The organism is Enterobacter sp. CPE_E863 (genome assembly GCF_046521465.1).
In the GTDB taxonomy this organism is placed as follows: Bacteria; Pseudomonadota; Gammaproteobacteria; order Enterobacterales; family Enterobacteriaceae; genus Enterobacter; species Enterobacter adelaidei.
In genome coordinates, this window is record NZ_JBKFZX010000001.1 from 2,494,034 (window position 1) to 2,507,881 (window position 13,848).

Sequence of the window (13,848 nt, forward strand, 5' to 3'; positions counted from 1 at the left end):
CTATTTTAAGGGCATAGCTACCGCACGAGCCCTTCAGAATAAGGCCCAGTGTCTTCCTGACATATTTTGACAAACAGCAAGCAAGTTTACATGAGCTTCGCATCAATTCAATATTTAACGCCCCGCAAGTGATGGTTAATGAAGCACATGGCGCATTATAGGATTAATCTGACAAACAAAGTGGCGCAGTCTCAATGAGCTAATTACCAGGCAAACAACCAACACAACTACTTGTTTTAAAAAAAGAAAAACACAAAAGAGAACCAGTTGCATTAACGCAGAAGCCCTATTTTCACCACTACCATAATTAGTAGAATTTCGTTTATTTTCGGTTTGCAATGAATATATTCATTATGAATTATTTGTTGCATCGATAGAGTATGTTTATTTTTTCCGGCAGGGCACCTTAAATGAGATTAATTCGGTCATTGGCAGACGGTTAATTTCACACCCCAAAATAAGTTTGTATTTTGTATGGTGATAACTGTCTATTCAGACATCAATTGAATGAATTAACAATTAAGCATGAGTAAACTTTTATGCTGCCAGAATGTTCTGATTTTTCTCTAAACCAACTTACGCTGAGGTTTACCGCTAGCTCACCCTTCCCGACTTTCATATGAAGTTTTACCGCTGCTACATCATTTTTTCTTTCTGCGTCATCTATCCCACCGAATGCGTGATAGATAAGATTTATTATCAAAATGATAAAATTTCGTTATAATTTCTTTAAATATTTAGATTACATCGTTGATAAATCACTGTAATAAAGAGGTATTTAAGATAAAGCGCTTTGCAACACCGTGTGCATTGATACACGTGCCGATCATTGCTTGCGCTTATTGCCTCCCACAGTGGTTTTACTGGTCCGACGGTGTATGAGTTAACGAGTCAGGAGTTGGTATGAACAAGAAAAGACGCTCAGTTCCCGGAATCAGGCACTATGACGGTCCTGCCGGAGGCTGGGGGGCGTTAAAAGCCACCGCCATTGCGGTACGTACCCAAATGGATACCTTTGATGCTCCCGCGACGCTGCTGCGTACCAACCAGCCTGACGGCTTTGACTGTCCGGGCTGTGCATGGCCTGATAAAGAACACAAATCGACCTTCCAGTTTTGTGAGAACGGCGCGAAAGCGGTGACCTGGGAAGCGACCAGCAAACGTGTCACCCCGGCGTTTCTGGCCGAAAACACAGTTACCTCACTGCTGGCTAAGTCTGACTTTGAACTGGAAGGATACGGCCGTCTGACACATCCCCTGCGCTATGACCGGGCAAGCGATACTTTCAGGCCTGTTGAATGGGACGAGGCGTTTCAACGCATCGGTGAGGTCCTGCGCGAGCTCGATCCGGATCAGGTTGAGTTCTATACCTCCGGGCGCGCCTCCAACGAAGCGGGCTACCTGTTCCAGCTCTTTGCACGTGAATACGGTACCAATAACTTCCCCGACTGTTCGAATATGTGTCACGAAGCCACCAGCGTCGGATTGCCACGCTCGATTGGTATCGGGAAAGGTACCGTCTCACTGGATGATTTCGATAAAACAGAGCTGGTGATCTCCATCGGTCACAACCCCGGGACTAACCACCCACGGATGATGGGTACCCTTCATGAGCTTGCGCGTCGCAACGTGCCGATTATCGTCTTTAACCCGCTACGCGAACGCGCTCTGGAACGTTTTGCTGACCCGCAAAGCGTCATTGAAATGGCGACCTACAGCTCGACAGATATCGCGTCGACTTACTTCCAGGTGAAGGCCGGAGGCGATGCCGCCGCGTTAAAAGGTATTGCTAAACACCTTCTGCACATGGAGGCCGAACGCGGTAACGTGCTCGACCACGCGTTTATTGCCGAGCACACCCAGGGTTTTGAGGACTTTGCTGCCGATATTGCCCATACGCAGTGGGACGAGATCGAGCGAGAGTCAGGGCTAAGCAAGGCGGCCCTTAAAAGCGTGGCCGACGCCTATGCGAAATCCAGTGCCACCATCATTACCTACGGGATGGGGATTACCCAGCACAATAAAGGCACGGCTAACGTCCGGCTGATTGCTGACCTGCTGCTGATACGCGGCAATATTGGCAAACCCGGCGCGGGGATCTGCCCTCTGCGCGGTCATTCAAACGTGCAGGGGAACCGCACCGTCGGGATTAGCGAGAAGCCGACACCGGCATTTCTGCAGCGTCTGAAAGACGTTTTTGGGTTTGAGCCCCCCTCCCACCACGGCCATGATGCGGTGCAGGCAACGCAAGCCATGATCGACGGCCGCGCGAAAGCGCTCATCTGCCTCGGCGGTAATTTTGCCGTCGCGATGCCCGATCACGAGCGCGGTTTTCCGGCGATGGGGTCACTCGAACTGAGTGTGCACGTCGGGACCAAGCTCAACCGTACCCATCTGCTGGTCGGTAAAGAGACGATTATTTTACCGTGTCTTGGTCGTACAGAACTGGATGTCCAGGCCACCGGGCGTCAGTCCATTACCGTCGAAGATTCCATGTCGATGGTGCATGCCTCTTCAGGCAAGCTGAAGCCTGCTTCTCCACTGTTGCGGGCTGAACCGGCCATTGTCGCCGGCATGGCGAAAGCCACTCTGCAGACAACTCGCGTGGACTGGATGACGTTGATTGAGGATTACGACCGCATCCGCGATCTCATCGAGCAAACCATTCCGGGGTTCGAGAACTACAATGCGCGGATCCGCGTTCCCGGCGGCTTCCGCATGCCGCTACCGCCAACGAAACGTATCTGGCCAACCGCAACGGGCAAAGCGATGTTCTCAATATTCGACGGCGTGCATGAAAATGCCAGTGGTGAAGGAGAGCATGTTCTGCGTCTGATCACGCTGCGCAGCCACGATCAGTACAACACCACCATTTACGCCCTGGACGATCGCTACCGTGGCGTTTTTGGCCGCCGGGATGTGCTGTTTATGAATGAAGATGATATGGCACAGGCCGGGCTGGAACACGGCGATCGCGTGGATATCGAAACCGCCCTCCCCGGCAGTGTTCAGCGTCTGGAAGATATTACCGTTGTGGCATACAGCATCGCACAGGGATCTGTCGGGGCGTACTACCCGGAAGCCAACGTGCTGGTTCCACTCGATTATCTGGATAAGGACAGCGGTACGCCGTCCTATAAATCGGTTCCGGTTCGCATCACCCTGCGCTCGAAAGAGATCCGCATGCTGTAAGGCTGTTCGCGCCGAGTAAACGATGGATATAAAACAGCTAAAATATTTGATCGCGCTCGATCAGACCCGCCACTTTGGTAAGGCGGCCTCGCAGTGCAACATCACCCAGCCGACGCTCTCCATGCGCATCCGCAGCCTGGAGGAGGAGCTTGGGCTGGTGCTGATTGTGCGCGGGCAGCGCTTTGAAGGCTTTACACCGGAAGGTGAACGCATTCTGGCATGGGCGCATGCCTTGCTTGCTGCCCACGACGGGTTACAGGCCGAAGCCGCGCTGTGCAAAGGCCAGGTGGTGGGTGAGTTACGCCTGGGAATGGTCCCGCTGGCGAGCGTGGACCCGATGACCTTTATCCGCCTGTTGACGCAAAAATACCCGGAGCTGACTTACAGCCTTTATTCCATGTCCTCGGCACAGATCGCCGATGGCGTCAGCCGCAATCAGCTTGAGCTGGGTATATGCTACCTCAACAGCATCGACACCAGCCTGTTTGACATTATCCAGCTGCCAAAAACGAAGATGGGCCTGCTGCACGATACGCGTCACTTTCAGTTGGATCAGGACACGCTGACCTGGCGCGACCTGATGGATTTTCCGCTGGGGTTCCTGACCAAAGGGATGCACTACCGGGCGCATATGGAGGCCAGCTTTAACGCAGCAGGGATCGAACCCAAATCTGTTTTTGAAAGCGACTCCACGTTCCAGATCATTCAGGCGGTGCAGAGCGGCGTGTGCTGCGCCGTGATGCCGCTGAACAACGGGCTGGAAGACCTGAACAGCAATTTCAGGATAGTCCCCATCGCCGATGCAAACATTGAGGCGCCCGTCGGCCTGATTATGCGCAGACAGAAGCCCGTCTCCTCGCTGGCGCTGCGCTGTTTTACTGACGCTCAGGAGATTTTTCAGGCAGACAATGAAGCGTAAGCCTGGCGTGTCACCACGCTAAAACCGCCGATCAACACCGCGTTGCAAACGTCCCGATTTTCCGGTGATTCCACCAGCGCGCGGAGCGCATCGCGAATGGCGTTAAGCGTTTCAGGCGAGGTGTTATGCGAGGTGATCAGCGGCAGCCCCGGCGTCAAAGGGGTACGGTCAATGACCGCGAGCCCCTCAAGCCGTTCCGGCTCGTGACGCTGGAGCAGCGCCCAGGTCACACAGTCGATGGCCGCGATATCACCTTCTCCGCGTTTGACATCAATCAGCGACTGGCGATGGCTGCCGCTGAATGTTGTTTGTGAGAAAAAATTGTCGTCAGCCACTTTTTTTCGCAGCGCACGGTAGCCGGACTGCGAGTCCGCGGAATTACAGACCGCGCGACGACCGCGAAAATCAGCCAGCGCGAGATGCCGATCCTCCGCACGCACTACCAGAAAACTGCGGTACTGGATCCCCTCGCAGCCCGGAGCGGTGTAGTGAAAACAGCCGACCACCTGCACGTCCGGTAGCAACGTCACCAACGGATAACCACAGGTCTGGCTGAGGATAAGCTCAGGCTGTTGCCAGTGGGTCAGCAGATTGGATTCCGGCCAGCCGGGGACACGGTCAACGGACACACCACGTGCGACCAGCAACCTCTTTACCGTTAGCCAAAGCGCGCGGGTATTGGCTTGATCCACGGCATACATGGGAAATGCCAGCAGGTTACTCATCATTTGTCCTTTGTTGGCTCCCCGGATGAACGGTAACGTTAACGGGTCTGCTCCAGAACTGGCGGAACCATTCGCCATAGCCCATAACGAGAAAACCACGATTTCGCAGCCGATACGCATCCTGGTTTTGCTGGTAGATCGTCTTCAGTCCATACCAGGGCACGCCCGGTAAATCATGATGTACTGAATGGTAGTTGAGATTCAAAAACAGTACCCGCCAGAACAGCCCGGCCTCGTTAATGACGGAACGTGCGAGCGGGTCATCCGCCGCGCGATGTTCGAAAAACGATCGAACCTTGGTCAGCGCCAGCGCCGGATAACTGACCGCCAGTACAAACCAGACGGGTGAAAAGCCGGTCTGCGTCATCCAGGCGAAGAGAGCCACCAGCAGCAAAACGTGAAGCAGCCACATTGATATTGCCCGCAGTTGAAGATGACGAAATGCCGCCACGGCGCTGCCCAGTGTTTGAACGATATCCAGCAGCGGCGCTAGCACTATCCGCCCGGTAAAGGTATTACGCGCCTGGATCACGCGCTTCTGCCAGGGGGAGAAGCGCGCCCAGCTCTCCGGCGTAAAATAGTACGACTCCGGGTCATCCACCGGATGGGTCAGGCTATGGTGCCGATGATGGGCAAGATGGGAGTCCCGGTACAGGCCGTACGGGTACCAGACCGCCAGCGGGAGCGTGCCAAACAGCTGGTTAAGCCAGGCAAAACGCGTGGGGTGTCCGTGGATCAGCTCATGCTGCAGGGACATGTACCAGGCGGTAAACCCGATGAGCAGCAGCGTGGCGGGCAGCAGGCCGAGCGTTTGCCAGAACGTCAGCGTGGCAAACCAGCCTGCATAAATAGTGATGATCAATAGCCACGTGGGCAGTTCGCTTCGCCACAGGAATCCCGACGCGAGACGGTGGATGTGATTACGATGTTGTGGATGTAAATAGAGGGAGCTTCGATTACCCATTCCTTCAGACGCCGTTTCGCCAGAGACAGTGCCCTGACGATCGCGGATAACGTCTGAAATAACAAAGAACTTAAATCGCATTGCTTTGCCAGAAACGTGGGCAGGCTCCGCCACTTGACTTATTCTGCAATAAAGGTACTTTTCAAGACATGAAGAAAATCCTGATTATTGTTCCCGACGGCGGCATGCTGTTTGAAGCCGCCGGTATCGTTGACATTCTGATGCAGGCCAATCGACTGCATCCGGAAGGTATTTCTCATCCCCGCTATCGCATTATCATCGCCACGACTCAGCCCCACCAGGTGATCCACGGTCAGTCTGGCCTGAATCTGCTGGCGGACTACCGTCTGCCGGAGTTGGATCCGCGTGAACCGCTGGATACGATTATCATCACCGGTCGCGGTATGAACGAACAGGAAAGTACCGCCGTGGTGGACTGGTTGCACCTTGCTGCGCCGCATGCGCGGCGGATCGCGTCAATTTGTGGCGGTGCGATGCTACTTGCCCAGACGGGATTGCTCGATGGTCGTCGCGCGACCACCCACTGGCGGCTGCTGGAAACAATGCAAACCCAGTATCCGGATATCAGGGTCGAAAGTGGTCCGCTGTATGTTCAGGATGGTCCTGTCTGGACCTCTGGCGGCGTAAGTTCCGGGTTCGATCTGACTCTGGCGCTGGTGGAAGATGACTATGGCTTTACCCTCGCCCGCGACGTGGCGCAGGATATGGTGATGTATCTGCGCCGCCCCGGTGGGCAACTGCAGTTCAGCCGTTATAGCCTTCAGCAACCCGGTGATTCTGGCCCGCTCAGTGCGTTGCAAACCTGGATCCTGCAAAACCTCACGGAAGACCTGTGCGTGGAAAATCTGGCCGGAAAAGCGGCGATGAGTCCGCGCAATTTCACCCGTGTGTTTACCCGTGAGACAGGGGTTTCTCCGGCCCGCTACGTCACTGAAGCGCGTCTGGCTGCCGCCCGACAACTGCTGGAGCAGACCCGGGATCCCCTTGAGCTTATTGCTGAGCGAACCGGGTTTGGCAGCAGTATTAATTTGCGACGCGTGTTTGAGAAACAACTCCACCTCACTCCGGGCGAGTACCGCCAGCGCTTTCATTGCCGGAAGATGGCGTAATCTGATCTTTTTTTGTCGTTTACGCCACCCGGCCTGACGCCTACAGTGACTCCAGACAACAGAGATAAGGAGTGCACCATGGTTAAGGTCGGTATTAACGGTTTCGGCCGTATCGGACGTAATTTCCTGCGCGCGGCGCTGGGTAATGCGGATCTGCAGATTGTGGCCATTAACGATCTGACGGACAGCAAAACCCTCGCCCATTTGCTCAAACACGATTCCCTTCTCGGTACCCTGCCGGTTCCCGTTGAAGCAGCTGACGGCGCGTTGCAGGTGGATGGTCAACGAATTACCGTATACAGCGAACGCGACCCGGCGAATATTCCGTGGCGTGATGCCGGCGTTGACGTGGTGATTGAGGCCACCGGCTTCTTTACCGAACGGGAAAAAGCGGCAGTGCATATCACCCACGGTGGTGCTAAGCGCGTTATCATCTCCGCTCCCGGGAAAAACGATGACCTGACGATAGTCATGGGGGTCAATCACGAGCAGTACGATCCGGCCCTGCATGTTGTCGTAAGCAACGGGAGTTGTACCACTAACGGCCTGGCTCCCGCTGCGCAAGTGCTGCATCAACAGTTCGGGATTGAGCATGGGCTAATGAACACAACACATGCGTATACCAACAGTCAGGCGCTGCATGATCAGCCTGAAAAGGATCTGCGTGGAGCACGTGCTGCAGCACTGTCAATTGTCCCGTACTCCAGCGGTGCGGCAAAAGCGCTGGGGAAAGTCATCCCTTCCCTGGACGGTAAACTGACCGGATACTCCCTGCGCGTGCCGGTTCCGGTGGTATCGATTGTGGATTTAACGGTAACGCTAAGCCGTAACGTGACTGTTGAAGAGGTGAATGACGCGTTTCGTCACGCTGCCGCCAGCGAGCCACTGAAAGGCATTCTGGGATATAGCGATGAACCGCTGGTCTCCAGCGATTACCAGGGCGACCCACGCTCCTCAATTATCGACGGGCTTTCCACGCTGGTGATTGGCGGGAATATGGTGAAGATCCTGGCGTGGTATGACAACGAGTGGGGATTCTCAAACCGCCTGGTAGATCTGGCTTTGTGGATGGATAAGAAAGGGTTGTAAATCTTACCTTAATGCCGGGTGGCGCTTACGCTTACCCGGTCTGCAAATTATGTCATCATTCTGTAATATCACCCTCTCCTCGCTGAATATATAATTCAAGATAATCTTATTAAGATTCAACAAGTTCCAATTCATCGCATCAATTATAAATAAGCATCGATTAACTTAGATAATAGGTTAGTAGTTATTCTTTATTTTACTTTTAAAATTGAGAGTACGATCACTGTCCTTAGACGATAACGTAGACCATGATAAACCCTGTACACAACAGGAACATATTATGTATTACAGCAAGGAAATTATAGAAATAATTGGATCCGATAAGGACCTCGCAGTAAGACTCGATCGCGCCGTCGCGGGAGTAAAGGATGGTGCTATAGAATATTTAAACAATCTTGGTGATGCTACCACGCGCTTGCTTTATTATACATCTTGCTTTACAGACAATTACCAGGATGTCTGTAAACGTTTGGCTTCAGAAGATCAAAGATTTTTGCTTGGTATTATACAGTTAATCAAGAAAAGAGATCTCATTTCCCGTATAATTAAAATATACATAATGACATTGTTTAAAAACAAGAGTGAAAATGAAATAAGATATATTCTCGAAAAAGTCACACCTTTTACATCCAACTATTCAGTTAGAGTGATATCTAAAAATGGTTTAGTTTATGCCCTGGCATCCTATATCTGTTATGGCAACAAAGTAAATACAGCCGTTCAAAACGCTTTAATGAAAAAAATTGCGAACAAAACTGGCTGGGGTCTGGCGGCGTTAAATGCTTATGCAATAGTTCAGCATGCCGCAGATAGCGCAAATAACCTGAAAAATCTCTGTCCACAATTTTACCATGCACTATATATGGAAGATCTCGAAATGATGTACTTTCTGGTAGAACCTGTAATAATGAAATCTGGTTATCTTAATATAAATACTGCATCCTCTCATGAAATCATTGATGCTTTGAAAGCGATGATGAAATAATGTGGAAATCCATAAGCAAATTTTTCAAGCAATTTTTTACAAGCTTTATTAAAGATATCATCAACGATATTTTAGGTTATGGGATAGTATTATTTATCCTTATTCTTGCCATGCTAGTCGTGAATTACATCGAAGATGACCTGACTGCAATGGGAATCATTGGCGTCATTGTGCTCGTCGTTTACTCAATTGTCTTTTTTTACCAGGGAAAGGAATGAAATATGCCTACTCCAGCACATATATGGTTTACTGATGAAAATAACGCGCCCGTTATTGGTGAATGTTTAATGCCTACAAGATTGGGCTCTACCGAACTAAAATCGTTTAACCACTCGGTCTGGATCCCCACCTGTTCCAACACGGGAAAGCTGACAGGGACACGCCTTCATGTTCCAATTACCTTTGAAAAGGAAATAGACCGCATCACACCCTATTTATGTCGTGCTGTATGCACAGGCAAAACATTCAAATCTGCATTAATAAAAATGTATAAAATCGATGACGCCGGTATTGAGCGCGAATACTTCCATATCACTTTGGAAAACGTCAAGATAACGAGGATTTCGCCAGTATTGCATCCATTAGGTATCGCGAGTGCGCACATGGAAGAAGTCGAACTCCGCTATGAATCAATTGAATGGAAATATTGCGAAGGGAACATCATGTTTAAAGACACCTGGAATGAAAGAGCGACAGCATAGAACGATGGACACCCGATAAGTCCCTCTCCCAAAGGAGAGGGAAAGCACTCACTCTGCTTTAACTTTTACACCCATAAACACAATCACCATCGCCGTCACCAGCAGGAAACCACTTCCGGCAAATACGCCGCTGGCACCGTTGAGGTCAAATACCGCCCCGCCCCCGGCCGCACCCGCACTGATTGCCAGCTGAATTGAGGCCACCAGCAGCCCCCCTGCACTTTCGGCTTCATCCGGAACGGTGGTAGCAAGCCAGGTTGACCAGCCCACCGGAACCAGACCAAACGCAAAGCCCCACAACGCAACCAGGAATCCATCCAGCATCGCCAGATGACCAAACGCCACCATCGTGAGGGCGAGTACGCCCATCGCAAACGGTACCAGCGCCAGCGTCAGGCGCAGATTACATGCCAGCAGGTGCCCGGCGACAGAGGTGCCCACAAAATTGGCGAGTCCAAAACCCAGCAGGATCAGTGAAATACTCTCAACGCTTACCTGACCTACTGTTTCCAGGAACGGACGCAGGTAGGTAAAGAAGGCAAAGTGGCCGCTGAAGATCAGGATGGTCGCCAGCATGCCGCCGATCATCCCCGGACGACGCAGCACCCGGAACAGCGTACTCAGGCTACCGCTGCTCTCCGGTTTCATGGAAGGCAGCACCCAGAGCTGCCACAGCAGCGCCAGCATACTTGGCAGAATGCAGAGAATAAAGACGTTACGCCAGCCGATCAGGCTACCCAGATAGCTTCCCAGTGGGGCAGCAACTACGGTGGCAATTGATACACTGGAGAAGATCACCGCCAGCGCTTTCGGCACTTTATCCGCAGGAACCAGACGCATCGTCGTGGCCGTCGACATCGCCCAGAATCCGCCGATGGCAACCCCCAGCAGCAATCGCCCCATCAGCAGGACGTGCAGGCTGGGCGCAAAAGCCACCAGCAGGCTGGAGATGATTTGCAGCACGGAGAAAAACATCAATACCCAGCGGCGGTCGATGTTCTTGGTGGCCGGCGTGATCAGCAATCCCGTGACCAGCGCCACCAGTGCGGTGGCGGTTACGGCCTGACCGGCCATCCCCTCACTTACCCCCAGGCTCGCTGCCATCGGCGTCAGCAAACTGGCGGGCAGAAACTCTGCCGTAATCAACCCAAACACTCCCAGCCCCAGTGAATAGACCGCTCGCCAGGCGGGTTTTGCAGGCGCGATGGCCTCTCTCGCCGCGACACATGAATTCATCTGTTGTTCTCCCGTTATGAAAATGTGACAACTGTCGCAAAAGCATAGAAGGTTCACCCTGGACGATCTATGACATATAATCTCCACTTATTGATTATTCGTCCGGAGTTGCGCCATGACCGTACAGTCACCCGATTTGATCAGCGAACTTTTACGCGGCATGCGCCTGTCAGGTGTGAAATACCGGCGCATCCAGGCCAGTGCACCGTTTGGCGTCGCGTTCCATCAGGCACCCGGTAGGGCGCAGTTTCATTTTGTAAGCCACGGTAGCGCCCTGCTGCGAATGGAGAGCGGTGCAACGTTCGAACTGAGCAGTGGTGACGCCCTTTTTATTCCTGCCGGCAATTCCCATGCCCTGCTCTCAGACGAGCAGGCGACCATTACGCCCATTAACGCCTTTCCCAGCGAGCCCATCTGCAGCTCGGTGTGTGCCATCACCTGCGAGCCCTGCCCGGAAAGCGAGAACACCATCATCTTTAGCGGGTGCATGGATTTTGAGCTGGGCGGGATGCAGCCACTGATCAAGGCGATGCCGGAAGTGATGATGGTCAGCCGGTTGATGTCCACCTGGCCGGAGATCCATCCGTTGCTGGCGGCGATGGAGCGGGAATCCGTGGCGCGTCAGGCCGGGTACGCGGGGATCCTGGCGCGACTGGCCGACGTGGTGGCAGCGTTAATCGTACGTGGCTGGGTTGAAGGCGGCTGTGGCAAAGCCACCGGCTGGGTGCAGGTACTGCGTGACCCACGCCTGAGCCGCGCCATTTACGCTATGCACCAGCAGCCTGGCCTGAACTGGAGCGTGGCAGACCTGGCAAAAGAAGCGGGGACTTCCCGTTCTGTATTCGCAGAACGGTTTCTGGCGGCGACGGGAACTACGCCGGCAAAATATCTCAGCGAGCTGAGGATGAGGCTGGCCATTCAGTACATTCGACACGAAAATCAGCCGATTGAAACCGTCGCGCTGCGGCTGGGATACGGCTCTCTGGCGGCATTTAGCCGGGCATTTAAGCGCATTATTGGACATGCGCCGGGCACGCTGCGGGAAACCAGCCAGACGCCGGAAGAGGCCTGACCGAACAGCAATATTTAACGCGAAGCAGGCAATATTCGTCTAAGGTTTTCAGGTGATTGACAACAGCGGTCACGCTGTTTAGTGAAGACAGGAGACGAACTAATGATAAGACCTCGTACACTACGCCCTGCTTTCCTGGCCCTTGCGTCAGGAGGCGTGCTGCTCGGCGTAACGACATTGGGTTATGCCGACGATAGCCCCGCGCCCCAGACAACCTCACCTGATATTTTGCTGGGCCCTCTTTTCAATGATGTGCAAAGTGCCAAACTGTTTCCCGATCAGAAAACCTTCGCTGATGCAGTCCCCAAAAGCGACCCGCTAATGATTCTGGCGGATTATCGGATGCAGCACACGCAGTCCAGCTTTGACTTACGCCACTTTGTCGAGATGAACTTCACGCTCCCTGCGGAAGGGGAAAAATATGTTCCGCCTGCTGGACAAAGTTTACGTGAGCACATTGACGATCTCTGGCCCGTACTGACGCGCACCACGGATAAAGCCAGCAACAAATGGGATTCCCTTCTGCCGTTACCCAAACCTTACGTGGTGCCCGGCGGGCGTTTCCGTGAGGTCTACTATTGGGACAGCTATTTCACCATGTTGGGCCTGGCGGAAAGCGATCACTGGGACAAAATCAGCGACATGGTGGATAACTTTGCGTATGAGATTGACACCTTCGGCCACATTCCCAACGGCAACCGTAGCTACTACCTGAGCCGCTCCCAGCCACCGTTTTTCTCAATGATGGTTGAGCTGCTGGCGACCCACGACAGCGATGCGCTGAAGAAATATCGTCCGCAGATGGAGAAAGAGTACGCTTACTGGATGGATGGCGTAGATGCCCTTCAGCCGGGGCAAGCCAGTAAACGGGTGGTGAAACTGGATGATGGCGCCATTCTCAACCGCTACTGGGATGACCGCGATACCCCGCGCCCGGAGTCATGGCTTGACGACGTGAATACCGCCAAAAGTAACCCTAACCGTCCCGCGACGGAGATCTACCGTGATTTGCGTTCCGCTGCGGCTTCGGGCTGGGATTTTAGCTCCCGCTGGATGGACGATCCGCAAAAGCTCGGCACGATCCGGACCACCAGCATTGTGCCCGTCGATCTGAATGCCCTGATGTTCAAGATGGAAAAACTGCTGGCGCGGGCAAGCCAGGAGAGTGGCGATGCCGCCAGCGCAAGCAAATACGAAACGCTGGCAACCGCGCGTCAGAAAGCCATCGAGAGCCATCTGTGGAATGATAAAGAGGGCTGGTACGCCGATTACGATCTCAAGAGCAAAAAGGTGCGTAATCAACTCACGGCGGCAGCCCTGTTCCCACTTTACGTGAAGGCGGCGGCACAGGATCGGGCCGACAAAGTGGCAGCAGCAACCTCGTCTCGCTTGTTGAAACCGGGCGGGATTTCCACCACCACCATCAACAGTGGTCAGCAGTGGGATGCGCCAAACGGCTGGGCCCCGCTGCAGTGGGTGGCCGCGGAAGGTCTGCAGAATTACGGGCAAGAGAAGGTCTCGATGGAGGTAACCTGGCGTTTCCTGAAGAACGTTCAGCATACTTACGACCGCGAAAAGAAACTGGTCGAGAAATATGACGTGTCGACAACCGGGACCGGTGGCGGCGGAGGCGAGTATCCGCTGCAGGACGGCTTCGGCTGGAGTAACGGCGTAACGCTGAAGATGCTGGATAGGGTGTGTCCGAAAGCGAAACCGTGTGACAGCGTGCCGGAAAATCAGCCTGCGGCAAATGATGAGGTGGCACCGGTGAAAGCGACGGCGCAGTAAGTGAGTATTGCCGGGTGGCGGCTACGCCTTACCCGGCCTACGTTTTG

General features: G+C 53.4%; 11 protein-coding genes. 8 read left to right on the forward strand and 3 right to left on the reverse strand.

Features of this window, described 5'->3' with window-relative positions; translation table 11 throughout:
- The first annotated feature begins 903 nt into the window (after positions 1-903).
- Both ACLHV8_RS12270 and ACLHV8_RS12275 read left to right on the forward strand, forming a co-directional pair.
- Positions 904-3,192, forward strand: a complete 2,289-nt coding sequence (locus ACLHV8_RS12270; RefSeq protein ID WP_410376898.1) for an FdhF/YdeP family oxidoreductase — start codon at positions 904-906, stop codon at positions 3,190-3,192.
- A gap of 22 nt (positions 3,193-3,214) precedes the next feature.
- Positions 3,215-4,111, forward strand: coding sequence for a LysR family transcriptional regulator (locus ACLHV8_RS12275; protein ID WP_208594429.1), 897 nt, complete (start codon positions 3,215-3,217; stop codon positions 4,109-4,111).
- Here the strand turns inward: ACLHV8_RS12275 and ACLHV8_RS12280 are convergent.
- Positions 4,090-4,836, reverse strand: a complete 747-nt coding sequence (locus ACLHV8_RS12280) for a phosphate/phosphite/phosphonate ABC transporter substrate-binding protein (protein WP_208594428.1) — start codon at positions 4,834-4,836, stop codon at positions 4,090-4,092. The two genes, ACLHV8_RS12275 and ACLHV8_RS12280, sit on opposite strands and share 22 nt — an antisense overlap.
- Positions 4,829-5,800 carry a fatty acid desaturase gene (locus ACLHV8_RS12285; protein ID WP_049008656.1) on the reverse strand — a complete coding sequence of 324 codons (972 nt, stop codon included), beginning with the start codon at positions 5,798-5,800 and terminating at the stop codon, positions 4,829-4,831. The genes ACLHV8_RS12280 and ACLHV8_RS12285 overlap by 8 nt, the downstream gene beginning before the upstream one ends.
- A gap of 149 nt (positions 5,801-5,949) precedes the next feature.
- On the opposite strand from ACLHV8_RS12285, the gene ACLHV8_RS12290 reads away from it, so the two are divergent.
- The 4 genes from ACLHV8_RS12290 (at position 5,950) to ACLHV8_RS12305 (ending at position 9,705) form a co-directional block, all read left to right on the forward strand.
- Positions 5,950-6,930, forward strand: a complete 981-nt coding sequence (locus ACLHV8_RS12290; RefSeq protein WP_410376899.1) for a GlxA family transcriptional regulator — start codon at positions 5,950-5,952, stop codon at positions 6,928-6,930.
- A gap of 78 nt (positions 6,931-7,008) precedes the next feature.
- Positions 7,009-8,019, forward strand: coding sequence for a type I glyceraldehyde-3-phosphate dehydrogenase (gap, locus tag ACLHV8_RS12295; protein WP_208594426.1), 1,011 nt, complete (start codon positions 7,009-7,011; stop codon positions 8,017-8,019).
- A 280-nt stretch (positions 8,020-8,299) separates the two neighbouring features.
- Positions 8,300-9,004 carry a hypothetical protein gene (locus ACLHV8_RS12300; RefSeq protein ID WP_208594425.1) on the forward strand — a complete coding sequence of 235 codons (705 nt, stop codon included), beginning with the start codon at positions 8,300-8,302 and terminating at the stop codon, positions 9,002-9,004.
- Positions 9,005-9,225: 221 nt separating this feature from the next.
- A complete protein-coding gene (locus ACLHV8_RS12305) occupies positions 9,226-9,705 on the forward strand; it encodes an Hcp family type VI secretion system effector (RefSeq protein WP_129323400.1) in 480 nt (159 codons plus the stop codon).
- Between the two features lie 48 nt (positions 9,706-9,753).
- On the opposite strand, the gene ACLHV8_RS12310 is transcribed toward ACLHV8_RS12305, so the two are convergent.
- Positions 9,754-10,941, reverse strand: coding sequence for an MFS transporter (locus ACLHV8_RS12310; protein ID WP_410376900.1), 1,188 nt, complete (start codon positions 10,939-10,941; stop codon positions 9,754-9,756).
- Positions 10,942-11,056: 115 nt separating this feature from the next.
- On the opposite strand from ACLHV8_RS12310, the gene ACLHV8_RS12315 reads away from it, so the two are divergent.
- Positions 11,057-12,013: an AraC family transcriptional regulator gene (locus tag ACLHV8_RS12315; RefSeq protein WP_128347543.1), complete on the forward strand. Its 957-nt coding sequence runs from the start codon at positions 11,057-11,059 to the stop codon at positions 12,011-12,013.
- Positions 12,014-12,115: 102 nt separating this feature from the next.
- On the forward strand, positions 12,116-13,801 hold the full coding sequence (locus ACLHV8_RS12320) for an alpha,alpha-trehalase (RefSeq protein WP_410376901.1): 1,686 nt from the start codon (positions 12,116-12,118) through the stop codon (positions 13,799-13,801).
- Positions 13,802-13,848 lie beyond the last annotated feature (47 nt).

What these genes read in the sequence shown, in the direction of transcription:
- ACLHV8_RS12315 (WP_128347543.1), top strand. Translation starts at nt 11,057, where the DNA reads ATGACCGTACAGTCACCCGATTTGATCAGCGAACTTTTACGCGGCATG.
- ACLHV8_RS12280 (WP_208594428.1), bottom strand. Translation starts at nt 4,836, where the DNA reads ATGAGTAACCTGCTGGCATTTCCCATGTATGCCGTGGATCAAGCCAAT.
- ACLHV8_RS12275 (WP_208594429.1), top strand. Translation starts at nt 3,215, where the DNA reads ATGGATATAAAACAGCTAAAATATTTGATCGCGCTCGATCAGACCCGC.
- ACLHV8_RS12270 (WP_410376898.1), top strand. Translation starts at nt 904, where the DNA reads ATGAACAAGAAAAGACGCTCAGTTCCCGGAATCAGGCACTATGACGGT.
- gap (WP_208594426.1), top strand. Translation starts at nt 7,009, where the DNA reads ATGGTTAAGGTCGGTATTAACGGTTTCGGCCGTATCGGACGTAATTTC.
- ACLHV8_RS12300 (WP_208594425.1), top strand. Translation starts at nt 8,300, where the DNA reads ATGTATTACAGCAAGGAAATTATAGAAATAATTGGATCCGATAAGGAC.
- ACLHV8_RS12285 (WP_049008656.1), bottom strand. Translation starts at nt 5,800, where the DNA reads ATGGGTAATCGAAGCTCCCTCTATTTACATCCACAACATCGTAATCAC.
- ACLHV8_RS12310 (WP_410376900.1), bottom strand. Translation starts at nt 10,941, where the DNA reads ATGAATTCATGTGTCGCGGCGAGAGAGGCCATCGCGCCTGCAAAACCC.
- ACLHV8_RS12305 (WP_129323400.1), top strand. Translation starts at nt 9,226, where the DNA reads ATGCCTACTCCAGCACATATATGGTTTACTGATGAAAATAACGCGCCC.
- ACLHV8_RS12320 (WP_410376901.1), top strand. Translation starts at nt 12,116, where the DNA reads ATGATAAGACCTCGTACACTACGCCCTGCTTTCCTGGCCCTTGCGTCA.
- ACLHV8_RS12290 (WP_410376899.1), top strand. Translation starts at nt 5,950, where the DNA reads ATGAAGAAAATCCTGATTATTGTTCCCGACGGCGGCATGCTGTTTGAA.